The organism is Bradyrhizobium sp. USDA 372, assembly GCF_053629095.1.
This window is the reverse complement of the sequence record NZ_JBRJHR010000001.1, coordinates 7,483,440-7,508,554: the sequence shown is the minus strand read 5'-3', so window position 1 is coordinate 7,508,554 and position 25,115 is coordinate 7,483,440. Positions and strand designations below refer to the sequence as shown.

Annotated in this window: 22 protein-coding genes; 6 read left to right on the top strand and 16 right to left on the bottom strand. The window is 63.5% G+C overall.

Annotated features, from left to right (window positions below; genetic code table 11):
- Nucleotides 1-90: 90 nt before the first annotated feature.
- From AB7M16_RS34875 to AB7M16_RS34800, 16 genes are all read right to left on the bottom strand, one after another.
- Entirely contained in the window at nucleotides 91-1,536 is a 1,446-nt protein-coding gene (locus tag AB7M16_RS34875) for an alkaline phosphatase D family protein (protein ID WP_453946746.1), read from the bottom strand.
- A gap of 80 nt (nucleotides 1,537-1,616) precedes the next feature.
- Entirely contained in the window at nucleotides 1,617-2,378 is a 762-nt protein-coding gene (locus tag AB7M16_RS34870; RefSeq protein ID WP_453946745.1) for a glycerophosphodiester phosphodiesterase family protein, read from the bottom strand.
- Between the two features lie 9 nt (nucleotides 2,379-2,387).
- Nucleotides 2,388-3,308: an ABC transporter permease subunit gene (locus tag AB7M16_RS34865; protein WP_453946744.1), complete on the bottom strand. Its 921-nt coding sequence runs from the start codon at nucleotides 3,306-3,308 to the stop codon at nucleotides 2,388-2,390.
- Nucleotides 3,309-3,312: 4 nt separating this feature from the next.
- On the bottom strand, nucleotides 3,313-4,236 hold the full coding sequence (locus tag AB7M16_RS34860) for an ABC transporter permease subunit (protein WP_453946743.1): 924 nt from the start codon (nucleotides 4,234-4,236) through the stop codon (nucleotides 3,313-3,315).
- Nucleotides 4,237-4,347: 111 nt separating this feature from the next.
- Nucleotides 4,348-5,679: an extracellular solute-binding protein gene (locus tag AB7M16_RS34855; protein ID WP_453946742.1), complete on the bottom strand. Its 1,332-nt coding sequence runs from the start codon at nucleotides 5,677-5,679 to the stop codon at nucleotides 4,348-4,350.
- A 195-nt stretch (nucleotides 5,680-5,874) separates the two neighbouring features.
- On the bottom strand, nucleotides 5,875-7,500 hold the full coding sequence (locus AB7M16_RS34850) for an FGGY-family carbohydrate kinase (protein WP_212256418.1): 1,626 nt from the start codon (nucleotides 7,498-7,500) through the stop codon (nucleotides 5,875-5,877).
- A gap of 21 nt (nucleotides 7,501-7,521) precedes the next feature.
- Nucleotides 7,522-8,250, bottom strand: coding sequence for an SDR family oxidoreductase (locus AB7M16_RS34845; protein ID WP_172789467.1), 729 nt, complete (start codon nucleotides 8,248-8,250; stop codon nucleotides 7,522-7,524).
- A gap of 25 nt (nucleotides 8,251-8,275) precedes the next feature.
- Nucleotides 8,276-9,532 carry a sugar ABC transporter permease gene (locus AB7M16_RS34840; protein WP_212256423.1) on the bottom strand — a complete coding sequence of 419 codons (1,257 nt, stop codon included), beginning with the start codon at nucleotides 9,530-9,532 and terminating at the stop codon, nucleotides 8,276-8,278.
- Nucleotides 9,529-10,353 carry an ATP-binding cassette domain-containing protein gene (locus AB7M16_RS34835; protein ID WP_172789465.1) on the bottom strand — a complete coding sequence of 275 codons (825 nt, stop codon included), beginning with the start codon at nucleotides 10,351-10,353 and terminating at the stop codon, nucleotides 9,529-9,531. Before AB7M16_RS34835 ends, AB7M16_RS34840 begins: the two co-directional genes overlap by 4 nt.
- Nucleotides 10,354-10,413: 60 nt before the next feature.
- A complete protein-coding gene (locus tag AB7M16_RS34830) occupies nucleotides 10,414-11,484 on the bottom strand; it encodes an ABC transporter substrate-binding protein (protein ID WP_172789464.1) in 1,071 nt (356 codons plus the stop codon).
- A 214-nt stretch (nucleotides 11,485-11,698) separates the two neighbouring features.
- Nucleotides 11,699-12,583 (bottom strand): helix-turn-helix domain-containing protein, encoded by an 885-nt coding sequence (locus AB7M16_RS34825; protein ID WP_172789463.1) that lies wholly within the window; start codon nucleotides 12,581-12,583, stop codon nucleotides 11,699-11,701.
- A 1,297-nt stretch (nucleotides 12,584-13,880) separates the two neighbouring features.
- Nucleotides 13,881-14,552 carry an ABC transporter ATP-binding protein gene (locus AB7M16_RS34820; protein ID WP_453946741.1) on the bottom strand — a complete coding sequence of 224 codons (672 nt, stop codon included), beginning with the start codon at nucleotides 14,550-14,552 and terminating at the stop codon, nucleotides 13,881-13,883.
- On the bottom strand, nucleotides 14,549-15,292 hold the full coding sequence (locus AB7M16_RS34815; protein WP_453946739.1) for an ABC transporter ATP-binding protein: 744 nt from the start codon (nucleotides 15,290-15,292) through the stop codon (nucleotides 14,549-14,551). Before AB7M16_RS34815 ends, AB7M16_RS34820 begins: the two co-directional genes overlap by 4 nt.
- Entirely contained in the window at nucleotides 15,292-16,248 is a 957-nt protein-coding gene (locus tag AB7M16_RS34810; protein ID WP_453946737.1) for a branched-chain amino acid ABC transporter permease, read from the bottom strand. The genes AB7M16_RS34815 and AB7M16_RS34810 overlap by 1 nt, the downstream gene beginning before the upstream one ends.
- Nucleotides 16,248-17,147: a branched-chain amino acid ABC transporter permease gene (locus tag AB7M16_RS34805; RefSeq protein WP_453946735.1), complete on the bottom strand. Its 900-nt coding sequence runs from the start codon at nucleotides 17,145-17,147 to the stop codon at nucleotides 16,248-16,250. Before AB7M16_RS34805 ends, AB7M16_RS34810 begins: the two co-directional genes overlap by 1 nt.
- 71 nt (nucleotides 17,148-17,218) lie before the next feature.
- On the bottom strand, nucleotides 17,219-18,523 hold the full coding sequence (locus AB7M16_RS34800) for an ABC transporter substrate-binding protein (RefSeq protein ID WP_453946733.1): 1,305 nt from the start codon (nucleotides 18,521-18,523) through the stop codon (nucleotides 17,219-17,221).
- A gap of 753 nt (nucleotides 18,524-19,276) precedes the next feature.
- Here AB7M16_RS34800 and AB7M16_RS34795 point away from each other — a divergent pair.
- The 6 genes from AB7M16_RS34795 to AB7M16_RS34770 are packed head-to-tail and all read left to right on the top strand — an operon-like array spanning nucleotide 19,277 to nucleotide 25,072.
- Nucleotides 19,277-20,155, top strand: coding sequence for an N-acyl homoserine lactonase family protein (locus AB7M16_RS34795; RefSeq protein ID WP_172789458.1), 879 nt, complete (start codon nucleotides 19,277-19,279; stop codon nucleotides 20,153-20,155).
- A complete protein-coding gene (locus AB7M16_RS34790) occupies nucleotides 20,152-21,192 on the top strand; it encodes an ABC transporter ATP-binding protein (RefSeq protein ID WP_172789457.1) in 1,041 nt (346 codons plus the stop codon). The genes AB7M16_RS34795 and AB7M16_RS34790 overlap by 4 nt, the downstream gene beginning before the upstream one ends.
- Before the next feature lie 29 nt (nucleotides 21,193-21,221).
- Nucleotides 21,222-21,890 carry an ABC transporter permease gene (locus AB7M16_RS34785; RefSeq protein WP_172789456.1) on the top strand — a complete coding sequence of 223 codons (669 nt, stop codon included), beginning with the start codon at nucleotides 21,222-21,224 and terminating at the stop codon, nucleotides 21,888-21,890.
- A 4-nt stretch (nucleotides 21,891-21,894) separates the two neighbouring features.
- The gene (locus tag AB7M16_RS34780) at nucleotides 21,895-23,430 is read left to right on the top strand and encodes a GldG family protein (protein ID WP_453946731.1); all 1,536 of its coding nucleotides are present in this window, start codon (nucleotides 21,895-21,897) and stop codon (nucleotides 23,428-23,430) included.
- Entirely contained in the window at nucleotides 23,427-23,969 is a 543-nt protein-coding gene (locus tag AB7M16_RS34775) for a hypothetical protein (RefSeq protein ID WP_172789454.1), read from the top strand. Before AB7M16_RS34780 ends, AB7M16_RS34775 begins: the two co-directional genes overlap by 4 nt.
- Nucleotides 23,966-25,072, top strand: a complete 1,107-nt coding sequence (locus AB7M16_RS34770) for a HupE/UreJ family protein (protein ID WP_453946729.1) — start codon at nucleotides 23,966-23,968, stop codon at nucleotides 25,070-25,072. The genes AB7M16_RS34775 and AB7M16_RS34770 overlap by 4 nt, the downstream gene beginning before the upstream one ends.
- Nucleotides 25,073-25,115 lie beyond the last annotated feature (43 nt).

Below are 25,115 nucleotides of genomic sequence, written 5' to 3'. Positions count from 1 at the left end.
CCCCCCGCAGCGGTCTCAAGGCACAGTCAGACATCGGAGCATTTGAGGCGATCTTTCGTTGGTCGTCAAATCTGTGCCGTGCGGATCTCGTCATGCGGCTTTCGCGCCCGGCACGCCTGCCTCGACCACGAAGCTCGTCAGCCGGCGCACCGCGCTTCCGGCATCCTTGACGTCGTTGAGCGCCTCGAATCCCACGGTGCAATGCCGAACGTCGAGTTCGATGGTCGCATAGCCGCGCTTGTCGCCACGCGCATAGAGCAGATGCGGATTCTCCGCCAATGCCTTGCGCACGCTGGCTTCGCTCGGTCCGTCCGAGGTGATCGACGTGCCGACGAACTCGGTCGCAATGGTCGGGCGATCCGGGCGGGCGAAGTCATGTTTCAGATCGGCGGTAAAGAAGGCGTGACGGTCGCCGCCGATCACGATCGGATTGCGCCGGCGGTGTGCCACGAGCGAATCAAGGAGCCGGCGGCGGGCGTTGGGATAGCCGTCCCAGCCGTCCATCCAGAAATGCGCGCCGTCATCCCCTTCCCGCTTGTTTTGCGCCATCAACGTCTGCTGCGCGATGATCGTCCAGAGCCCGCGACAGTCGCGCAGACGCGCATCGAGCCATTGCTCCTGTTGTTCGCCAAGCATGGTCCGGACTTCGTCCGACCGGCCTGCACATCCAGCGACCCAGGTCGGACGCCCGCTTCCGACGCAGGCCGATGCCGAGCGATATTGCCGGTCGTCGAGCAGCAGGACGTCGAGCATGTCGCCGAAGCGGTAGTGCGCGTAGATCGTGGCATCCGCGCCGCGTGGGCGCGCCGAGGGCGGCAGCGGCATGTGCTCGTAATAGGCCTGATAGGCTGCCGCGCGGATCTTCAAGAACTGGGCGGAATCGCGAATGGTGTAGGAGCGATCATTGGCATAATCATCCATCACCTCATGGTCGTCCCAGACCGAAAGCCAGGGAAAAGCGGCGTGCGCCGCCTGCAGATCGGGATCGGTCTTGTAGAGCGCGTAGCGGTTGCGGAATTCCTCGAGCGTGGTCGGAATTCCGACGCCGTGCTGGCGGACGTGGCGCGATCCCCAGGATTTCTCATAGATGTAGTCACCGAGATGCACGACGAGGTCGAGATCACGCGCGGCCATGTCGCGGTAGGCGGTGAAATAGCCCTGCTCGTATTGCTGGCAGGATGCGAAAGCAAAACGGAAAGGCCGTGCCGACCCGGCCGGTGCGGTGCGCGTGCGTCCGACGGGGCTGAGCGCCGGACCGGCGCGGAAGCGGTACCAATAGACGCGGTCCGGCAGCAACCCAGTCGCCTCGGCATGCACGGAATGCGCAAGCTCCGTGGTCGTCCGCACGACGCCGTGGGAGGCGATTCGTGAGAAGGCCTCATCCTCCGCAGCCTGCCATTCAACCTCGACCGGTGCATCCTTCATGCCACCGCCGTCGAGTGGTTGCGGCGCAAGGCGGGTCCACAGGATGACGCGATCCTCGCGCGGGCATCCTGAGGCAATGCCGAGCGTGAAAGGATCTGCTCTGAACGACACCGGCGCTCCTCGCACGAACCCGGAGGGCGCGGCGAGCGCAGCGCTCGCCAGCGATCCCACGAGAAACCGACGGCGGGGAATCATGGGCGCTCCGGCATCGTTTCGAGCTGGCGGCGAATGCTCACGGCGAGGTCCGGCCGATCGGTCGTGATCTGCCGCACCGGTTGGGCAAGCCAGTAAGCGATATCCTCCGGCTCGTTGGTCACCCATGCACCGAGACGCTCGGAGCCGAGCAGTTTGAGGGCAAGCGGCAACGCGAGCCCCAGAAGCGATTTTTCGACCGCGACGATGCAGCGCGGAATGACGGCCAACTGAGCCAACGCGGGCTCGATTCCGCCCATCATCTCTGCCGAACGACGGTCGAGCGAAACGAGCACCCGCGCCTCCGGCCACAGCCGCCGCACGGTTTCGATCACGCTGGGCACGAAGCAGGTGATGACCGCACGCCGCTCTAGGCCCCGCCGCTTGATCTGCTCGATCAGCCGCGCCTCGAGGCCCGAATAGGCCTTGCCAAGCGCATCCGTTTTGATCTCGATGTGGAGCTCGAGTGTGGTTTCGCTGAATACATCGAGCACCTCACCCAAGGTCGGAATGCACTCATCGCCCGCATCGCGAAGACGCATTGCCGTCAGTTGTCGCAGACTGCGCTCGCCCACCGGCCCCCTCTCGAATGTGGTGCGGTCGAGCAGCGGATCATGGATCACAACGACACCGCCGTCCGTGCTCTGATGGACATCGAACTCGACCGCATCGACGCTCTCCTTGCACAGGTTGCGGAAGCCCGTCAGGCTGTTCTCCCGCCAAAGATTGCGTCCGCCCCGATGCCCGGCGATGAAAACCATGATCAGCCCCTATTTGCTGCTGTCGACAAGACCCTTGATGAACCAGCGCTGCAACAGCAGGACGACCAACACCGGCGGCAGCATCGTGAGCAGCGCACCGCTCATGGCGACGTTCCAGGCGGGCTCGCTGTCGGAGCGGGGGATCAGACCCTTCAACGCAATGACCGCCGTTGCCATGTCCTTGTCGGTCGTGAACAGCAATGGCCAAAGATACTGATTCCAGCCGAACAGGAACAGGATAATGGCGAGCGCCACCATGTTCGGAACGGACAGCGGCAGCAGGATGCTCCAGAAGAAGTGCAACGGCGAGGCGCAGTCCAGCCTCGCCGCCTCGCACAGCTCCTCCGGGATCGTCAGGAAGAACTGGCGAAAAAGGAACGTGGCAGTGGCCGAGGCGATCAGCGGCAGGATCAGCCCAGGATAGGTGTTGACCATGTTCCACTCCAGCGCGATCAGGACCTCGTGCCCGCTGATCCAGAGCCAGAGATCGGTGACATGCAGCGTGTCCAAGATCCATTGCAGCGGCAGCGCAGCATTTGCCACAGCTTCGAAGGTCGGCACGATCCGGACCTCGATCGGCAGCATCAGCGACATGAAGATGAGCCAGAATGCGAGCATCCTGTAGCGAAACCGGAAGTAGGTGATGGCAAAGGCGGAGAGCAGCGATACTGCAATCTTGCCGGCCGTGATGCCGAGCGCCACGATAATCGAATTGGCGAAGGTGCGGCTGAAATTGCCCTTGTTCCAGGCCAGCTGCAGATTGTCGAAGAACCGCCCCCCCGGCAGCCATGGCAGCGGCACCTTCTGCACCTCGGCCACCGTGAGCGAGCCGGCCACGAATGCGAAATACAGCGGCACGCAAACTATCAGCGCGCCGGCGATCAGGATCGCATGGCAGATCATGTTGAGGACCGGTGAGCGTTCCACCATGCGGCTAGACTCCGTAATTGACCTTGCGGTCGAAGTAGCGGAATTGTAGCAGCGTGCAGATCAGGGCAAAGCTCATCAAGAGAACCGACTGCGCCGCGGAAGAGCCGAGGTCGAGATTGACGAAGCCGTCGACGAAGACTTTGTAGACCAGAATGTTGGTCGCACCGGCGGGGCCGCCTTTTGTCACGGCATCGATGATGGCAAAAGTTTCGAAGAAGCCATAGATGAAGTTCATCACCGTGAGGAAGAAGATGGTGGGCCCGAGCATCGGCAGCGCGATCGAGACGAAGCGACGGATCGGTCCCGCGCCATCCACGGCGGCAGCCTCCATCAGCGACACCGGCACTGCGAGCAAGCCCACGACCAGGAAGATATAGTCGTAGCAGATGTGCTTCCATGACGCGGCCAGCGTCACCAGGAGCAGCGCATCGGTTGGATTGAGGTTGGGGTCCCATGCAATGCCGAAACTGTGCAGCACCTGCGCCAGCGGGCCGACCGCAGGATTGAACAGGAAGGCCCACAGGATGCCTGCGATCGCGGGCGCGATGGCATAAGGCAGCAGGATGATCGTGCGATAGGCCGAACGGCCGCGCACGATCCTGTCGGTGGCAAATGCCAGCACGAGCGCGCTGCCCAATGTGAGCACGTTCTGCGCCGCCGTGAACCAGAACGTCACCGCGATCGACTGACGGTAGTCGCTGCTCGCGAGCAGCATCTTGAAATTGTCGAACCAGACGAACTGGACATTGGTCCCGAAGGGATCGCTGAGCAGGACGGATTGCATCAGCGCCCGCAGCGACGGAATGAAGAAGAAGAACAGCAGGATCAGCAATTGCGGCAGCAACAGCAGCGTCGGCAAGCCGGGACCGTCGCCGAAATTGGCTCGCTTCAGTCCGGCCTCCTCACGCCGCCGCGTCTTTGCCGACACGCGCGAGCCACCGCGCGGCTGCCGCTGGCACTGCCTTGGACCCGCCGCCCCCGTGCCTTCGCAAAAGCACGGGTGTGCGCGCATCACGCCACGGGATCGACAGGCGCAACGTCATGGACGCTCGGTTTCCGGAGTCTTTCCGGCATTGAGCTTTTCGAACTGCCGCAGGATCTCGTTACCCCGCTTGACTGCATCATCCATGGCCTGCTGCGGCTGCTTCTGGCCGGCGAACACGGCCTCTACCTCCTGGCGCTGGGCCAGCATCGTCTGCACGAAGTTGCCAAAGCGGAATCCACGCGAGTTCTCGTTCGGCGTGCCGCGAGAGAGCTGCAGCACCGCGATTTCCCTCGTCGGATGATCCTTGTAGTAACCTCTCTCCCGCGCGAGCGCATAGGCACGGTTGGTGGCGGGAACATAGCCGGTCGCGCCATGCCACCACATCTGGGTTTCCGGCTGCGCGACGAAGTCCAGAAAGGCTGCGACGGCGTCGTATCGTTCCGGCGTGTGTCCCTTCATGACCCAGATCGCCCCACCCCCGATGGTGCTGTTGAGAGGCGGATCGATGTCGCTCTCGTGCGGCAGGAAGGTGGCGCTCCAGTTGATGGTTGCATTGCGCTCGATGTTGCCGTGCGATGCGGTCGAGTTGACGAAGGTCGAACACCGGCCCGACGTGAACAATTGCTCGGGACTGAAGCCCTGGCCTGCGATCTGCATCACGCCGTCGTCGAGCCATTTCTTGAGCCGCGCGACTTGCGACACCACCTTCGTCTTGTTGTAGACGAACTCGGTGCCGAGCCCGTCGAAGCCGTTCGCGAGCGTGCCGTAGGGCTGATTGTTGATGGCGCTGTAGTTCTCGAGGAGACTCCAGTAGAAATCGCCGGGCAGCACCGTGCCGCACTCGCTGATCCCCTTGGATTTGATGGCGTAGAGCTGCTTCTCCAACTCCTGCCAGGTGTCGGCCGGATTGTCGAAGCCGGCCTTCTGGAAGTGATCCTTGTTGTACCAGAAAATCGGCGTCGACGAGTTGAAGGGCATCGCCGACATCCGGCCCTTGTAGCTCCAGAAGCTTGCCACGGGTTTGATGAAGTCCGAGAAGTCGATCTTGTAGCCCTTCTGCTCCACCAGGTCTTGCACGGGGACAATGGCTCCTGAAAGCAACATCGTCATGTAACCGCGCTCTGCGATCTGCACCATCTCCGGCGGCCGCTTGGCGCGATAGGCGGCAATCACCCCGTTGGTCACCTCGTCATAATTCCCCTTTGCGACCGCAACAACCGTGTACTTGTCTTGCGACGTGTTGAACTTCTCGACCAGCTCATTGAGCCGGTCGCCAAGGACGCCGCTCATGGCGTGCCACCACTGGACCTCGACCCGCGCCTGCGCCGGACCAACCAATGCCAACGCGCCGAACAAGGCCGCAATGAATGCGACTTTTCTACCCATAGGCAGCCCTCCCTAGCCGGACAAAATACTCGGCCTATACATTTGTATTTATATCATGACATATGTGTCGAGATGATGAAAGAGGGTCGAACGTCTCTCTCTCTCTCTCTCTCTCTCTCTCTCTCTCTCTCTCGGGTCGTGCCGGCGTCGGAGGCAGGCCGCGCCTAGGGGCGCCCGGATCGGTCGACAAAGGGGCTACGAAGCGCTTCGAATTGCCCGGCCCACCTTCTGCAGGGCTTCGAAGGCTCCAAAGCGCCGCTCGGCCCAGCCTGCGAGAGGGGCTAGGGGCCGAGAGATGTCTCCCAAGACCGACATTGCCTGCATCGCTTCGCCGAGATTAGCATGGTCGCCGGAGGCGACCGATCCAAGCATCGCGGATCCGAGCAGGACGGCCTCGGGGGATGCCGACGCAGCGACCGTCAGGCCCGTCATATCGGCGAGGACTTGCCGCACGAGGGGACTCTTAGCGGCACCACCGCTGACCACGATCGTGTCGACAGCAATGCCCCTGTCCTGCTGGGCGCGAACGATCTGCCTCGCCCCGCAGCCGAGACCGCACAGCCCGGCAAGATAGAGCGCCAGCAGGCTCTCCACATCCGAGCGCATATCGAGCCCGGCAATCAGCGCACGCGCGTCAGGATCGGCGAAGGGCGCGCGATTGCCGAGGAATTCGGGGACGACATGAACCTCGCCGACCAATTGCGGGATCACTCCGGCACCGCCGCGAGATTCGGTTTCCGAGGCAAGCCAATCGGCGAGCGTCTGCTGCTTCTGGCGTGCAGCCTCTGTCGCTTGCGTGGAGTGCGGATGCATCTGCAACAGATGCTCGACGGCAGCGCCGGCGGCCGACTGCCCGCCTTCATTGAGCCAAAGGCCGGGTACCATAGCGGAGAAATAGGGTCCCCACACGCCGGGGACGAAGGATGGATTCGGTGTGGTCGTCATGGTACATGCAGACGTTCCGAACACATAGGCCATGCGCGTCAGCACCGTGCCCGCGGTGCCGCGCGCGCCCACGGTACCGACGCCGCCGGCATGCGCGTCGATGAGGCCGGCAGCGACCGCCGTACCCGGGGTGAGGCCGAGATCGGCCGCGGCCTCCCCCGTCAGACCCGCCGCCAGCCTCGTTCCGCCGGGGACGATCTCGGTGCCGATCCTGCGGAATTGCTCGTCCGCGAGCACGCCGAGGCCGACCTTGCGGAAGAATTGATCGTCCCAACGGTTCTCGTGGCCCAGATAGGTCCATTTGCACGTCACGGTACAGATGGAGCGGGACAGACTGCCTGTCGCACGCCAGGTGAGAAAGTCGGTCAAGTCCATGAACTGCCACGCCCGGGAAAACGTGTCAGGCATGTTTTCGGCGAGCCACAACAGTTTCGGCGTCTCCATCTCGGGTGAGATCGTCCCGCCGACATAGTCGAGAACCTTCTCGCCGGTCTGGTTGATCCGGCGCGCCTGATCGGCGGCGCGGTGATCCATCCATACGATGACGTTGCGGGAGGGATCGCCGGACGGCCCGACGGGCAGCGGCGCGCCTCCCTCGCCCAGCACCACCAGCGAGCAGGTCGCATCGAAGCCAATGCCGGCAATGCTGTTCGGCGCGATGCCGGACTGCGCCACCGTGCTGCGCACGCTGCGGCACACGGCACGCCAGACGTCCTCGCTCGAGTGCTCGACGACGTCGCCGGCCTCCCGCCAAAGTGCGATGGGGGCGCTGTCACTCGCGAGGAGCACGCCGAAGCGATCGAACACGCCGGCCCGTGCGCTGCCGGTGCCGACATCGATGCCGAGAAAATGGCGGTTAGCAGATGGCTTGCTCATTTGGACGTCGATCAGAGAAGGCTACAGATCGTTGCTCTGCGGGAGAATGACGAGGTCGCGGATGGTGACGTTTCTCGGACGGGTCAACATGAAAAGCACCGCTTGCGCGACTTCCACCGGCTGCATCAAGCCGCCGGCCGCCATCTCCTCCTCGATCTTCGCCTTAGGCCAGTCCTTAATCAGCGCGGTCACGACCGGACCGGGCGCAACGGCGCCGACGCGCAAGCCGTGTTTGGCGACTTGGCGGCGCAGCGTATGCACGAAAGCCTGCACGGCGTGCTTAGAGGCGGTATAGATCGGCTCCCAGACCACGGGGACGAGACCTGCGATCGAACTGGTGACGATGATGTCGCCGCTCTTGCACTCGACCATATGCGGCAGCACCGCATGGACAGACCGGAACAGCGCATTGACGTTCAGATTGAGCATGCGGTCCCAGGCGTCGGGGTCGCCGTTCAGCACCTCGCCGCCGACATAGGCGCCTGCGTTGGCATGGAAGATGTCCAGCTGGCCCACCTGCTCCAGCACCTGCGGCATCATGGCCTTCATGCTCTGCGGATCGGTCAGGTCGACACGCAACGGGATCGCCTGGCCGCCCAGCTCGGCGCAGGCGCTGCTCAGCGCCTCTTCCGCACGATCGATCAGCACCACCCGTGCACCCGCCGCGACGAATGTTCTGGCGCATTCGAGACCGATGCCCGATGCGGCACCGGTGATCGCGGCGACTTTTCCTGCGAGTTCCTGGGCCACGGCTTGTCCTTCTTGTGAGAGTTATTCAAGCCCGGCCATGGGACAGGCGCGAGCGACGTGCCAGCGAATCGACAATGACCGCAACGGCAAGGACCCCGCCCGTGATCATGTACCGGAGCGACGAGGAGAGATCGAGCAGCGTCAGGCCACTCGCGATGGACTGGATGACGATGATGCCGAGGAGCGCAGAATAGGCACTGCCCCGGCCGCCAAAAAGGCTCGTACCGCCGATGACTGCGGCGGCGATCGCGTTGAGGTTGACGTCTCCGGTGCCAGCCTGTTGGCTGGAAGATGCCAGTCGCGCCGCGGCAAGAATGCCGCCAGCGGCTGCCAACGTCGAGCACAGCATGAAGGCGCTCAAATAGACCCGGCGAACGTTGATGCCGGCCCGTCGGGCTGCCTCGCGATTGCCGCCGACCGCAGACATCGAGCGACCCCATTTAGTCCGCGTCAACGCATAGTTCATGACCACGCACAAGCCGACGAACAGACCGAACATCCACGGTACGCCCCGCCCGAGATTGAGATAGTAGACGACGAATTCGAGCACGACGGTAACCAGCAGCGCCTTCAGCATCATGCGGCCGGGCGAAGTGGCTGACAGTCCCGCCCGGCGGCGGCGCACGGCCGTGCGATAGCCGGTCACGAACATGATCAGACTCGCGACCGCCGCCAGCGCGTAGGACACGATCGGCGGCATGACGAGCATCTGCCCGAAGTCGACCAGCGGCGATCCGTAAGGAAGATTGATCGAGCCCGAAGAACCGAGCAGATACAGCTGCAGCCCGAGCCAGGCCAGCAAGCCGGCCAGCGTCGAGACGAAGCTCGGCATCCCCAGGCGATTGAACAGAAATGCGTAGAGCACACCGATGGCTGCGCCCAGGACCAGCGCCGTGCCGATGGCGAGGGCGACCGGCCAATCCTGACCCACCCAAAGCACGCCAATCAGCGCCGAAGCGAACCCGCTGACCGAGCCGACCGAAAGGTCGATCTCGCCGACCATCAGGATGCAGACGATGCCGAGCGAGATGACGCCCACCGTCGAGCAATCGAACAGCAAATTGACCAGATTGTTCGGCGCCAGAAAAACCGGGTTGAGGCTCTCGAAGACCGTGCAGATGACGATGAGCCCGACGACCACGGGTAGCGAACCTAGGTCGCCCGATCGCACCCGATCCACGAAAGCGCTAACGACGCTCCCGAGCGTGTCCGCGTGCTTGAGCCGCTCGTCGCTCCGGTCGAGCGGGCGCGCCGCCGAAACCCGTTGCGTGTCACTGGTCATCGCTGCTGCTCCGCCGCCTGATGGGCGCGACGCCGGCCGGCGCGCCGCGAGACCGAGTTCTCATCCGCACCGGTAATGGCAGTGACGAGATCCTGATTGGAGGCGTCCGGTCCGAATTCGCCGTTGTTGCGGCCGAGACGCAACACCACGATCCGGTCGGCCACCGCGCGTACGTCCTCCATGTTATGACTGATCATGATGACGCCGAGGCCGCGGGCGCGGACGCGCTCGACGAGGTCGAGCACCTCGGCGGTCTGGGCGACGCCAAGTGCTGCGGTTGGCTCGTCGAGCAGGATGAGCTTCGGCTCGGTCAGCAGCGAACGTGCGATAGCGACGGTCTGGCGCTGCCCGCCGGAAAGCGAAGCCACGGGCTCGCGCACGCTCGGGATCCGCGCCGACAATTCGCTAAGTAAGGTCCAGGCGCGCAGCTCCATGGAGACCTCGTCGAGTCGAAATGGATTTAGCTCGCGGCCGAGGAAGATGTTTGCGACCACATCGAGGTTCTCGCAGAGCGCCAAGTCCTGGAAGACGGTAGCTATGCCGAGGCTGAGCGCCGCGGCCGGGTCGGCCAGGACGACAGGTTCGCCATCGAAGGCGATCGTTCCGGCGCTAGGCTGGTGCACGCCGGCGAGGATCTTCACGAGCGTGGACTTTCCGGCGCCGTTATCGCCCACGAGCGCGACGACCTCGCCGGCATGCACGTCGAGGTCGACATTGGTGAGGGCGGACACGGCGCCGAAATGCTTGGAAATTCCGCGAAGGCTCAGAACTGGCTTGCGCGGTTCGCCCTGCGGGTGATCCACATCCGAGATCGCGGTCATTTCCAAGGTCCCTGCTCGTCGTTCGTCCCGGCCGCCGTCAAGCGGCCGGGATGAACGTAGTTACGGCGTAATGCCTAGCTTCTTGCAGCCGGCGGCATATCGGCCCGTGCAGAGCTGATCGGCCGTCTGGATTTTCTTGTCGATGATCTCCGCCTTCAGGTTTTCCTGCGTAACGACCGCCGGCACGAAGAGCTTCGACGGCGCATTAAAGAGCGTGGTTTCCGCGTTGGGCGTGTCGCCGGAGAGGAATTTCACCGCCGATTGGGCCGCAGCAGCGGCCACGATCTCGCTGGGTTTGGAAATCGTGTTGTACTGATCGCCGGCGATGATGAGCTGAAGCGCGGCGATAGTCGCGTCGTTGCCTGTCACCGGCGGCACCGGATCGATGCCGGCGGCCTTGAAAGCGGCAATTGCACCACCGCCCGTCCCGTCATTGGCGGCCACTACGCCGAGGATCTTCTTGCCAAAGCGGGTGATCTGGCCGCTCGCCCATTGCTGCGCCTTGGGCGGCGCCCAGTCCGGCGTGTCGTATTCCGCGAGAATGGGATAGCCGCTCTTATCGAGGCCCTCATGGATGCCCTTCTTGATAAGTCCCGCAGCGGCATCCGTCGGCGACCCATTGATTTCAAGCACGCCTTCGCCTTCCTTGGCTGTGACGTTGGCAGCCTTGAGATGCTTGACGAGGGATTCGGAGATAGCCTTGCCAATGGCTTCATTGTCGAAGGACACGTAGAAATCGACTTTCGCATCGGGGACCGGCCGGTCATACGCGATGACCTTGATGCCTTGCGATTGTGCCATCTTGACCAGGGAGGCTGCGGCTGTCGAGTCAACGGGGTCCAGCACGATCACCTTGGCGCCCTGCGAGATTGCCGAGTTGAACTGCTGCTGCTGCCGCGCCGCATCCGCGCCGGCGTTCTGGTAGATCACCTTGCAACTGGCGCAGAGTTTCTTCATCTCGGCCGCAAAGCCCGGATAATCGTGCTGCTCGTAGCGGGTGGAGGCCTGATCGGGCATAAGGAAGGCCACCGTCGCGTCCTTCACCTCCGCGGCCTGAGAGAAGGTGGCTGTCGTGCCCAGAAGCGACACGGCCAAGGCGATCGTGCAATATTTAGGCGACAACTTTTTCATTCGGACTTTCCTTTCCGGAACTGAATGTTAGAGTGCTCTCGTTCATTCATCAAAGACACACGCCTTCGCTGCTTCCGTGACCAGCGATGGACGCCGATGCAGTGAAGCCACCAAAAATCTGGACAAACATTTCCAGTCGCAGGCCGCTATCAGCGGGCCCGCGTCCTTCCTTTCCTTGCCGTAGTGACCTCGTCCCCTTTTTCTCCTTTACCGACTATGCAGCACGTGCCGCGTTGATGTTTTGCGCCAACAATCGTCTAAATCGCGAAGGCGGCATGCCCTTCTCGGCCAGGAACTGACGGTTGAAATTCGAGACGTTGTTGAAACCGACCTCGAAGCAGATGTCGGTGATCGAAGCTTGCTCGTCGCTCATCAATATCTGGCAGGCGAGATTGATGCGGAGACGTTTGACGTATTGGACCAATGACATGCCAGTGTGCTGGCGGAAGGAGCGCGAAAACGCGCTTTGCGACTGGCCCGCGATTGCTGCCAGCTCAGCTTCGCTGAATGACTGCGTTAGGTTGGTACGGATGAAGGCGAGCGCCTTGTTCATGCCCGCCGACATGTAACCGGACGGGTCGGGGAGATAGTTGGGACTGGAGAGCGGGCGCGCTTTTCGGGCGCGGCACAGCATCCCCAAGATCATCAGGAACAGCTCGATCCGACGCACTCCATTCGCGCCCACGATCTCCTCCATCAGTGGCGCGACTTGGTCGCTTGTACTGCGGGTGAAGAGCGCGCCGCGCCGGGAAAATTCCAGCAGCGAGGAAAGACCCGAAAGCTCGGGCACGACCTTCGTCAAGTCGCCAATAAATTCTTCACTGAACTGAAGGATGCGGCCGCGGAGCGGGATAGTTTCCCCTGCCGGAAGATCGCTCACCCAATTGTGCGGCAGGTTAGGGCCGGTGAGGACTAGATTGCCGGGCTCGAACTCGCCGATAAAGTCGCCGACGAAATAGCGACCGCTGGTCGCCACAACCTGGTGGAGTTCGTACTCAGGATGGAAATGCCAGCGAACGGTGTGAAATGGGTAGCCATGCGACCACGCCTTGAACGACTCGCCGCGCCGTATCTGGACAACTTCCAGGTCCGGTTCCATGTCCGCTCCTCCCGGCCGGCGCGGCTTGCAATGACCGCCCCTGTTCCGGCTAAATTTGCTCAGCGTTTCCTCTTCCCAGGATCGTAGCGAGCAGTGTCGGGGCATGCCACCACGATTTCAGTGTGCAATTGATACTTTTTTGACGTGCGTGACGCGTCGCCCGCGTGCACGCCGCAGAGTCGTGTCACCACGAACTGACGGCGCGCGAGCATCGTGGCGCTCCGCAGGGAGATCGAACCCATCTTCTTGGACTCGAGAGGCCACATCTTTTTTCTATACGCTCTCTCAGCCTACCATCCCTTACCAAAATCGTCCCGAGGCTCCCAACCGTGTGAGCGGTCCGAAAACACCCCAGCCCTACCATACCAAAGGGACATGTCTGGCCGGATAGAGGCCGCCAGCCGGCTGCAGCCGGCCCTGCCGTTCGATGCCTTCTTTGCGCCACCGGAGAGGGGAGTTGGCCTCCGCCTGTGTGTGCTGGAGCCGCCCTCCGGGCCGATGATGCGGACCTACAGTCCCGCTCTTTCCGCCACAGTGCGCTTTAAGAGCATGGTGCGCCCTTGAGAATGACCGAAGGTGATTTCGTCGGCCGCTCAGAAACCGCTGACGGGGCGAGGCTAATCGATGCCGGCCGTCATCGCCTCCGGTAGACCTTGCCATCCCCCGCATTCATCAGGATGATCGGCGCGTCGTAGCATCGCTCGCGAGGGCTTCATGCGAAAATGCGAAGTCGCCGTGCTGGGTCTGGGGCTCATGGGCGGAGCAGCGCTGGGCGCATTGCTGGATGCCGGCGTCGATGCGCTCGGCTTCGATCCCGTCGGCCCCGGTTCGGATCGAGGCTCGTCCCATGGTTCATGTCGCATTTTCCGTCGCTTGGTGCGAAGTTCGCGCCCGCCATCGGGCAAAGGCTTGCTCGCCTTGCCACCGATCCGTCCTACCAGGCAGAACCCTTCTTTCAACTTTCCCGATATTCTCAATTCGCCTGAGCGGATATCGCGGCGTGGCCGGATCGGCTACGTGACCCTTGGAGGGGGCATGCTTCGATGTCGATTCACATTCCGGCCTTCCGCCGACCTGCACGCTCGTCGGCCGGACGTGCCGCGGTGGTCTCGGGTCTCGCCGAGCATGCTTCGCCGCTGGGCCGTCAGGCGGCCGTTGTGCGACCACCGCAAATCCCCTGCCGCTTCGCCGGCGCGGGCCGTCTCGTGTTGCATTGAGCGCCAGTAGATTCGTCTGTTCGGCAAGCCTCGATGGAGCTTGGCTTGACCGTCTGTTTTGCGCGCCGAACCGGCGAGCGCTACACCCGGACCCGGCTTTCGATTTCGCCGCGCTCGATCGTCAGCGTCACGTCGGCGAAGGTCTCGAGCAGCTTCGGGTTCGACTCCGTGATCAGAAGGGTAATGTCCCGGTCCTGCGAACGAAGCCGACGCAGCGCCTCGGCGTACCTCTGCGCCAGCACAGGGGCGAGGCCCTGGAACGGCTCGTCCAGAATGACGAGGCGGGTGCCTAGCATCAGGGCGCGCCCGAGGGCGACCATCTTGCCTTGGCCGCCCGAGACGGAGCCTGCTGGGCGACTCGCCAGTTCCTTGAGCTCCGGCAGGACGGAGTAGGCTCGCTCCAGCCGCCGGCGCGCCTCGACCGCGCTAAGTTTCGCGACGCGACTGGGCAAAAGAATGTTTTCTTCCACCGTAAAGGCCGAGAAGAGACGACGGTCCTCGGGGGCGTAGCCGATGCCTAAGAAGGGCCGGCGGTGCGGAGGAACATGTCCCAGGTCCTGACCGCCCAGGCGCACGGTGCCGCTCGCCTTCGTGAAGCCCATGATGGTCCGTACCGTCGTGGTCTTGCCGGCGCCATTTCGCCCGATGAGCGCGGCGGTTGCACCCGGCGGCAGCGAGAAGCTGACGCTGCGCAGCACCGGCGCATCGGCGATCGCGACGTTGACGTCCTCGAAGTCCAGCATCGCCGTCATATGCCGATCACCTGTTCGCGGACCTTGGGATCAGCCAGAACCTCCGCCGGCGTGCCGACCTTTTGGATCTTCCCGACGTTCCACACCGCGACTCGGTGGGCATAGCGCTCTACCATGTCCATGTCGTGCTCGACGAAGACCGAAGTCACATTCTCCTTGGCCAGCGCGGACGTCAGGATGTCCATGATCTCCAGCTTTTCGGCGGAGGCGACGCCCGAGGTGGGCTCGTCCATCAGCAGCAGTCTGGGCTTCAGCGCGAGCGCCAGAGCGATGTCGACCAGCTTGCGTTGCCCCTCGGGAAGCTCCCTCGCCTTTCGAGACGCGTACAACTTGACGCCGACGAGATCCAGAAGGCGCTCCATCTCAGGCAGGTCAGGCAGGGCAGAAAGAGCCGTGTAGCCGGAAGGGCCTCCCCGCCGCGATGCCGCGGCGATCAACATGTTCTCCATCACAGTGTGATCGAGAAAAAGCTGCGGAATCTGAAAGGCCCGCGCGATGCCGAGCTTGGTGATCGTGCGCGGGAGCTGCGCTGTGATTTCCTGGCCTAGGAAGGTGATGCTTCCGGCCTGCGGCCGCAGATAACCCGTCGAAATGTTGAGAAAGGTGGTCTTTCCGGCGCCGTTCGGTCCGATGATCGCGAGGTTCTCGCCTTGGAGCACGTCCAGATCGATACCGTCGGCAGCGACGACGCCACCGAAACGGATCTTTATGCCCTTCGCGGAAAGGAGGACGTTGGCCATCAATGTCCTCCCTGCTTCGCCTGGCCGTAGCGCTGCCTGAGACCTATCAGTCCGTTAGGGGCATAGAGAATGATGACAATCAAGACGACGCCGAGGATCAGCTGCCAGGTGTCGGCCAAGTGGGCCGCCGCATAGAAGCGCACGCACTCGAACATCGCCGCGCCGGCGAACGCTCCGAAGGCGTGGGCGCTGCCACCAAGGATCGCGATAAAGACGAACTCGCCCGACTTCGTCCAGAACCCGAACTCGGGCGTTGCGATCTGCTGGATGATCGCCACCAGCGTGCCGCCGATGCCGCCGAGAAAAGCCGAGATGACGTAGCCTATCAGAAGCACGCGCCGTGCGGACGTCCCAAGGTACTCGAGCCGGGTCTCGTTCGATTTGATGGCACGCAGCATGTGTCCGAGCGGGCTATCGAGATAGCGTTGCACGCCGTAGAACGCGACCACCGCGATCACCAGGCTCACGTAAAGAATGACGTACTGGAAGGTTTCGGGCGTAAACGACAGCCCCAACAGGGCCGGACGAGGGACCCGGATGCCGTCGGCGCCGTTTGTGTAATGAAACATCTTCTCCAGCAGCGACCACAGCACCATCGAAAACGCCAGATTCAGCATTCCGAAAAAGATTTCCCGGTAGCGCACGACGAACAGCCCGACGATGAGGCCGAAGACGGCGGAGGTTATGCCGCCCAGCGCGATGAAGAGCACGATGTCGCCGCCACCGACGTACTTGCCCCAGAACGCCGCGGTATACGCCCCGGTAGCGAAGAACATTGCATGTCCGAACGACACCTGCCCCGCCTGCAGCAGAAGAATGATACCGAGAACGACGACGCCCTTCGCGAGGATCAACGCGAACAAGGTCGCCCAGCTCGATACCAAAAGGGGCCCGACGGCGCTGACCAGAAAGAAGATGACCGCGATCCTGGTGACGGGCTTGATGCGACCGCTCATCATATTTTCCTTACCTGCACTGCGCCGAACAGGCCGAACGGACGCACCAGAAGCACCAGCACCATCAGCAGATAGGGAACGAGAACTTCGAATTCCGGCTGGAGATAGATCACGAAGGCACGGGTCAGGCCGATCATCAGCGCGGTGAGCGCGGTGCCCTCGATCTGGCCGAGACCCGCGGTCGCAGCGACGGCAAAGGAAAGCACGATCATATCGGCGCCCATACCGGGCACCAGCGAGGTGGTCGGCGATGCCAGTGCTCCTCCCAACGCGGCGAGACTCGCACCGATGACGAAGGTGACGAAATAAACGCGTTTTGCGTCAATCCCAATGGTCGTCGAAGCTTCGCGGTCCTCCGTGACCGCAAGGATCACCGCTCCCGACAGTGTCCTGCGCAGGAAGTAGCGGAGCCCGAACAGCGTCGCTAATGCGACTCCGGGCAGCAGAATGACCTGGTACGACGTGTAGCTGACGCCGAACACGGTGACGTTGGGAAGTAGTCTCAATGGCTCCGCGGCGAAGATGGGCTGCACGCCCCAGATCAGACGCTGCAGGTTGTCCATGATCATGAAGGCGGCGAAAGTGATCAGAAGCTGGAGGACGTCCTCCTGTCCGGAGAGCGGTCGCAGCAAAAACCGTTCGATGAAACCGCCGCACACGATGCCGATCACGATGGAAGCGGCCAGCAGCGCTGGGTAGGTGAGCCAAGGCGAGACCGGCGCGATTGCAAGGCTGAAGGTCGCAGCGAGGTAGGCGCCGAACGCGTACAGTGAACCGTGTGCGACGTTGACCACGCGCAGCACGCCGAAGATCAGGCTGAGCCCGAGCGAGACCAAGAACACCAAAGCGGCGTAGCTGATCCCATCGAGGATAGCCAAGACAGAGAGTGTCGAGTTCATGATGGCCTTCGGAAAAGGTCCGTCCTCCGGGACGAGGCTCGGAGGACGGGGATCAAAAGTCGAGCGTGTCGTTACTGAGCTTTGAAGGTCGGCACGTCCATCTTGACGAAGTCCGGCTTGAGCGTCTTGAGCCACTCGACCGAACGTACGCCAGCCGGGTTGGTGATCATCTTCGGATCGAAGATCATAATGTTATCGAGCAGCTTGAAGTCGTACCCCGGAACGGACTTGGTGACGCCGACCAGCTGAGCTTCGAGACCCTGGTTGTCCTCGGGCCGCAGCGTAATCGGACGGCCGAAGCCGGTGGCGAACTCGGTGCCCGCCGTCGCGTCGACGACCTGTTCGCGCGTGGGCCAGTTGCCGCCGTTGGACTTGATCGCCTTGTCGTAGGCCGTCTGCAGGGCCTTGAATGCCTGCGCCATGTGATAGACCGGATAGATCGGCCATGCACCGGTCTTCGCCTTGAAAGCTTCATTGAACGCCTTGAAGGCCGCGTCGTTCTTCTTCTCGGGATGGAGGAACCAGTGGTCTCCGCGCGCGCCGACGATCAGGCCTTCAGGTAAGTCCTTGCCCAACCGCTGGATCGATGATTCGCCGATCCCAAGCACGAAGGTTGACTGCTGCAGCAGGCCCCGCTGACCGGCCTGGCGGACCAGCGTGTCGAGATCTCCGCCCCAAGACGTGGTCAGAACCACATCCGGCCGCAGCGCCAACAGACGGGATACCTCCGTGGAGTAGTCCGGTGCGCCGAACTTCGGGAAGAGCTCCGCGACGACTTGCACGTCCGGCTTCATCGCCTTGAGCGCGGTCGAAAAGATCTCCCAGCTCTCCCGACCCCATGCATAATCCTGATTGACCACCGCGATGGTCTTAAAGTCGGGCTTGGTTTTAAGCAGGTAGAGGAGCACGGCCAGCATTTCCGGCGTGCCGTTCGCCTGAGTCCGGAAATTGTAACGGTACTTTTTGGTTTCGAGGATGGAGGCCGCACCGCAGTCCCACATGAAATTCATGACTTTGAGGTCTTCGGCGATCGGCACCAACTGGGTGCAGCTGCCCGAGGAGATCGAAGCAAACGTGGCATCAACCTTTTCGTCCTGCACCACGCGTCGGTAGTTCGAGACGAGCGCTTCGCCTCCCGCGCCTTCGTCGATGAAGGAGAGCTTGACCGGCACGCCGCCAATGCCACCCTTCTTGTTGAGATCCTCCGCGATCATCTCCGCCGCGGCTTTCGCCGGCACACCGAAGACTGACGCAGGGCCCGACAGGAACGTCGTGATGCCAATTTTGAGCTCCGACGGCTTGCTCTGCGCAAGCGAGGTGCCTGGAAAGGCCGCAACTACAAGCCCGGCCACAACCGCAGCCTTGAGAAATTGCATCGAAAGTCCTCCCTGTTCTATTTGTTGCGGACGGCTTCAGCCACCGTTCGCTTCTTCTTGCAACAACGCTACTATAATTGTCGCGTGTTGCCAGCCCTCTTGGCCGCCATTCGAAAGGCCATGGCTTGTCCTTCGTACCGGCCAGCCGTTCACGCTTTCTTGTCGATGGAGCATGTCGCGAGGTCGCGCCCGTAGCGATCTTTTCCGGAGGTATCGCAGCGCCGACTGAGTCCTCAAGCTCGCGTTCCCTGCGCATAATCTCCGCCTGGACCTTCTGCGCTTCGGCAAGCTTCGCATTGTTGGGGCGAGCATCTGCTGCAGGTCCGCAAGCTGGCGGTCGCGCTCGCCGAGGTCGTCCGCGAGCGCAAGACGCGCCTCCTGCCCTTGGTTTCGGCGACGGCGGTGCGCTGGGTCCGCAACTTGGGCGCTGGTCGAAATGAGCACTGGTTTTGCGCGTGCGAAGTGACGTTCCCTGTGGATTGACCTAGGGAGGGGACGCTTCGTTGAAGGCGAGGATAGAGCTGCGGTTACTGGATTCAGCAGGAATGCCCCTACCCCCCAGCCATCCACTCACGCAACGAGCTCGGCCAGTCCTGACCACCGGCCCCGAAGTACGTCGGGTGAACCGAGCCTCCGTCCAGAATTATTGACAGGTCTACTGCGGCGTGATGAACTTAAGTGCATCCTGCCGGCGCCTCTGCGGCTTTGCACAGAAGCGAAACATAACAAAATTCGCGACGAGGGAGGCAAAGAATGACCCGCAAATATTTGACGGCAATGGTCGCTCTTCTCGGGAGCGTATTGTCGAGTACGGCACTAAGCGCGCAAGACCTTAAGCTCTACGCGTTCAGCTCCGGCGCGTTGACTCTCGGCAAAGGGTTTTTGGTGAACGGCGCACCCATGGAGCCGGCGATCCAGGTTCCCGTCGGTTTTTACGTGATCAAACATCCGAAAGGGAATGTTCTCTTCGATACGGGCAACAACGATAAGATTATCACCGACCCAGGCTACTGGGGTGCCGCGTTCACCGGGTTGAAGCCGGTCAACACGCCAGATGTCGCGATCGATACGCAGCTGAAGAAAATCGATCTTACGCCCGACGATATCACCTACGTCGTGGTGAGCCACCTCCACCTCGACCACGGCGGCAACGTGGCCAAGTTCCCGAAGTCGACGCTCGTCGTGCAAAAGAGCGAGCTTCAGAACTTCTTTTGGCCGGAGCCCGGCACCGGCTCCAATTACGTTCTCGGCGACGTCCTGCCGCTGCGCGGAAACATGACACCTAGCGCAAACGCGGTGAAGATGTTGCAGCTCGAAGGCGATCAGGACCTGTTTGGAGATGGCACGCTCGTCGTGAAGCGGTGGGTTGCCCACACGCCCGGCAGCCAAATGATGACGGTGCGGCTGAAGAACACCGGCCTCACCATCCTCACCGGGGACAACGTCTATTTCCGGGAGAACGTCGAGCAGAACATACCGCCGAGCACCCCGTTGGTCTATTCGACAGCGGGATTCTACTCGGCCTTCGAGTGGATCAGGCGGGAGATGGCGACGCAGAAGGCGAATTTCTTCACTGCCCACGACCCAGACGCGTTCAAGGCGATGAAGAAGGCGCCGGAATTCTACGATTGACCGGCTCGACGCCGCCACTGGACCTGCGCCTGACCGATCAACCGGGCCGAGCCCCGGCGGGGCGCGGCATCGCGCCGGCTGAAAGCTCGCGGCACGGCATCGCCGTCGCCTCTGTCGAACGGCTGGGCAAACGTTATGGCCGCCGCCAGGCAGTGGACGGCGTCTCGTTCGAGGTGAACGAGCGAGAAGTAGTGGGCCTGCTTGGTCCCAACGGCTCGGGTAAGACCACCATCTTGCGCGTCATCACCGGTTATCTGCGGCCGAGCGAAGGGACCGTCCGCATCGACGGCTTCGACGTGGTCCGCGACGGACACCAGGCGCGCGCGCGGATCGGCTACGTGCCGGAGAACGCCCCGCTCTACGGCCATATGCGGGTGGACGAATTTCTCCACTTCATGGGCCGGTTGCGGGGCTTGCAGGGAGGTGCGTTGCGCCGACGCATCGAGACCGCCCGTGCGCGGCTCGCGCTCGAGCCGGTCGGCGACGCCGTGATTGGCCGGCTGTCGCGCGGCTATCGGCAGCGCGTCTCAATCGCCCAGGCCGTGCTGAACGAACCCAAGTTGTTGGTGCTCGACGAGCCGACCAACGGCCTTGACCCGCGTCAGGTCATCGAGCTGCGCGGTCTGCTGCGGACGCTGGCTCGCGACAGCGCGGTCCTTGTAACCTCGCACGTCCTAGCCGAGATGGAACGCGTCGCCGATCGGGTTGCTATTCTGCTCGATGGGCGGCTGCTCACCGTTCACCATCTGGCCGGCGCCAGGCGCGGCGCCTCGCTCCGGGTCCGCGCCCGGGCGGATCGGGCGGACGAGGTCGCGGCGGCCTTGTCGGGCCTGGCGGGGATCGACAGCGTGACCCGCGAGCAGCAGTCTGATGGGGGCTTGGCCGGCTGGCGGGTGGAGGTGTCGGAGCCCGGCGCCGCGCCGCACGTGGCCGCGACCCTTTGCCTCGCCGGCATCGCCAGCGTCGAGACGGTCGAGACGGCTTCAGACCTGGAGGAGCTATTCCTCCGGCTAACGGCGAGCCGAGCGCTCCAATGACGGCGTTTGTCGCCCTGGTTGCCAAGGAGTTGCGCGCGCTGTTCGTCTCGCCGATTGCTTACGCCGTCATCGCCGTTTTCCTTGTGCTCAACGGCTACGGCTTCGCCGTCACGCTCATCGCCACAAAGCAGGCGACGCTGGTGAACGTCTTCTTTCAGGCGGCAGTGCAGCTCGTCCTGTTCGTGCCGCTCGTGACCATGCGGCAGTTCGCGGAGGAACGCCGGGGTGGCACCCTCGAGCTGCTGCTGACGGCACCGGTGCGCGAAGGCGACATCGTGCTCGCCAAGTTCGCAGCCTCGATGGGCATGCTGCTCGCGATGGTCGCGCTCACTTTGGTGTATTCATTGATATTGGCGCGGTTCAGCACTCCCGATTGGGGCCCGATCTACAGCGGCTACCTTGGCCTCACCTTGCTCGCCGGCGCCCTAGTCTCGATCGGTCTTGCCGTTTCCGCGCTCACCGCCAACCAGGTCGTGGCCGCGGTCGTTTCGCTCGGCGTGTTCGGGATGCTGTGGGCGATTGACGCCTGGGCCGCGTTGCTGCCGTCGCCGATCGACAATTGGGTGCTCGGGCTGTCGCTGCTGGCGCGCTTCCAGCCTTTCGCCCTCGGCGCCATGTACGCTTCGGATTTCGGCTTCTTCCTCGCGGTGACCCTGCTCGGGCTGTTCCTCGCCGTGCGCGGGCTGGCCCGGCGCTGACGCCATGGAGCACCCGGAGCTCGACTGGAACGCGTTGCTCTGGGCTGGTGGCTGGCTCGCCGCCGTCCTGGTGCTGTTCGCGACCGGGCTGAGGCTGCCGCTGCAGACCGGGCTCGCGGGCTGGCGGGGGCGGGCCTATTCGGCCGGAGTCATCCTCATCGCGTTCGGCGCCGCGGTGCTGGCCAATGTCGCGCTGCATCTGCATGACGTGCATTTCGACCTGACTCGCGAGAAGGTCTATACGCCCTCAGGGGCGGCGATGCGGGCGATTGACGAGGTCTCCCGCGAGGTAACCGTCACCTACTTTTATCGCTCGCAGGATCCCGCCGGGCGGCGCGCGCGCGACCTCCTTGCGATCATGGCCCGGCGCAACCCGCTGCTCAAAGTCGTCGCGGTCGATCCAGACCGGGACCCGAGACTGGCGCGCGAGAAGGCAATCCAGATCTACAATGCCGCGGTCGTGGAGGCGGAGGGACGTCGGGTGCTGGTGCAAGGCACGGACGAGACGGAGATCGCCATCGGTATCCAGCGCGCATTGCGCGGGCGCGCAATTACGGCCTGCTTCCTCGAGGGCCACGGCGAGCTGCCGATGGACAATTTCGAGTATCACACGCACCTGGAAAGTGGCGCTGGCCACAGCCACGACGACGCCAGCTCGCAGGTGGTGGAGATGCCGGGCCACGGCGCGGGGCGCCTGCGCCGCGCGCTCGAAGCGCAGGGTTATGAAGCGCGGAAGCTCATCCTCGCCACCGAGGGCGACGTGCCTGCCGCCTGCACGCTCCTCATCGCAGCCAATCCGCGGACCACGTTCCTGCCGGCTGAGAGCGCGGCCTTGCGCGCCTATCTGCGGCGCGGTGGGTCGGCCCTTCTCCTGCTGGACCTGGGTTTCGTGCTCGAACCCGGGCTCGCCCGGCTTGTGGCCAAGCTCGGCGTCCGCCCGGAGCAGGATGTCGTCGTCGATCCGTTGAGCCACTACTCGACCAACCCCGAGATCGTGGCGGTCACGGGCTACGACCCCCATCCGGTTACGCGCTCGGTCTCGCTCACCTTCTATCCCGGCGTCCGTTCGATCACGCTGTTGCCACCGGCGAGCGACCTCCGCGTCACCCCGCTGCTGCTCAGCAGCCGCGACAGCTACACGCGCCCGGTGAAGCCGGTGGCGTCGCACAAAGTGGAGCCTGACTCGACCGGTGAGAAGGACGCGGCCTCCCCTCCGGTCTCCGGCGCGCGCGTGTTGGGCGTCGCCGTAGAAGGGCGCCTAGACCGCGACGCCGAACCCATGCGCGCCATCGTCGTCGGCGACAGCGATTTCGCCAGCAACTCGTTCTTTCCCTATATGGCGAATAGCGACCTTCTGCTCTCGGTAGCCCGGTGGCTGGCACGTGAGGAGCGCACGACTGCCGTCGCCGCGCGCGTCCCCGTGCCTCCGCTGATCGCGTTGACCGGGCGGCAGTCGAACGCGGTGTTCTTCATGGTCGTGGTTGCAATGCCGCTGCTGGTGATCGCGCTCGGCTTCGTTGTTTGGTGGCGGCGGCGATGAGGCGGCACGTCCTGCATCCCGTCCTCGCGGCGCTCGCGCTGCTCTACCTCGCGGCGATGGTGGTGAGCGGCGCTATGCCGGTGCAGCGCCAGCTCGTTCGGTTCGAGGCTAAGGGCTTGCTCAAGCGCGTGCCCGAAGAGGTCAAGCGGGTGGAGTTGAGCCGCGGCACGCGGCGCGTTACCCTGCTCCGTGCGGGCGAGACTGAGTGGGTGACGCCTGATGGCGTCAACATCGGCGCCGCAGGGCTTCAGGTCAGCAAGGCCGTTCAAATCATGCACAATTCCGGGCCGGTCCGCGAGATCGAGGCGGCAGGGCTCGTGGGGAGCGATCCGGCGCCATTCGGCCTCGACCCGCCGCGGCTCTCCGTGAAGCTCTACGGAAGGGACGGCGATCTGGTGCTTGCCGCCAGCTTCGGTGAGTTCAACCCCGAGGGGTACCTCCAGTACATGCGCATCGATGGCAATCCGCGGCTCTACCTGATGTCCCGCTTCGTCGGCGGCGAATGGGCCGAGGTCATGACTGGAGCGGAAGCGCGATGACGCCGCCCGCCTCTCCCCATCGGGCGACGCCGTGGGCCGCTCTTGCCCTGCTGCTGTTGCTCGGAACAGCGCACGGACACGTCGCCGGATCGATGGGCTATGCCACGGTGAGCCTGTCCGGCGGAACTGTCCGATACAGCCTCACGCTCGGTCCCGACGCGCTCGCGGCGGCCGTCGCCGAGACGGCCACCGGCGTATGGCCGCAGCGCCGTGAAAGCTACGCCACGCTGGCCGATTTGGTCGCGCGCAAAGTCTCGATTTCCGCAAACGGGATGAAGTGCGAGCCGGTGCCCGGGACGGTCACGCCGCCCACGCCAGACCGCGCCAACGCCGTGGTAATCGTCGATTACGCCTGCCCCGGTCCGCCGCACGAACTTTTGCTGCGCGACGACCTGTCCGACGCGCTCGGCAACGACTACCACACGCTTGTCCGTGTCGAAGCCTTGGGGAGCGTGCAGCAATACACCCTCGAACGCGACCGGCGCGAGGCTCGCCTCGCTGTCGCAGCATCGAGCGGGAGCCCGGCGCCCGAGGTTACTGCCGGGAGCGGCGTCTTCGCCTTCTTTCGGCTCGGCATCGAGCACATCCTGACGGGAGTTGATCACCTCCTGTTCGTGCTGGCCCTCGTCCTGGGCGGCGGAGGAATCGGATCCTTGTTCGCCGTCATCACCGCCTTCACGGCGGCGCACAGCATCACCTTGGCCGTGGCGGTACTCGGCGCGGCGTCGCCGCCTAGTTGGATCGTCGAGCCGGTGATCGCGCTGTCGATCGTTTACGTCGCGGCCGAAAACATTTTCCTCAGACGCACGGCGTCGTGGCGCTGGGCCGTGGGTTTCGCGTTTGGCCTCGTGCATGGCTTCGGCTTTGCCGGCGCGTTGCTCGATCTCGATCTGCCCCCGGGCGCCCTGGCCGGCGCGCTCGTGTCGTTCAACCTCGGCGTTGAAGCGGGCCAAGTAGCGGTGATCGCCGCTTTCCTGCCGGTCCTACTCTGGTTTCGGCGCGCCGCGTGGGAGCGGCGGGCGGTGACGGCGCTCTCCGCGCTCGTGCTGGTCGCTGGGCTCGCCTTCCTCCTCGATCGCGTTCTGGTCGTCGCGAACTGGTGAGATTCCGCCAAGTCGGGCGACCGCCTCGTTATGTTGACCTCGC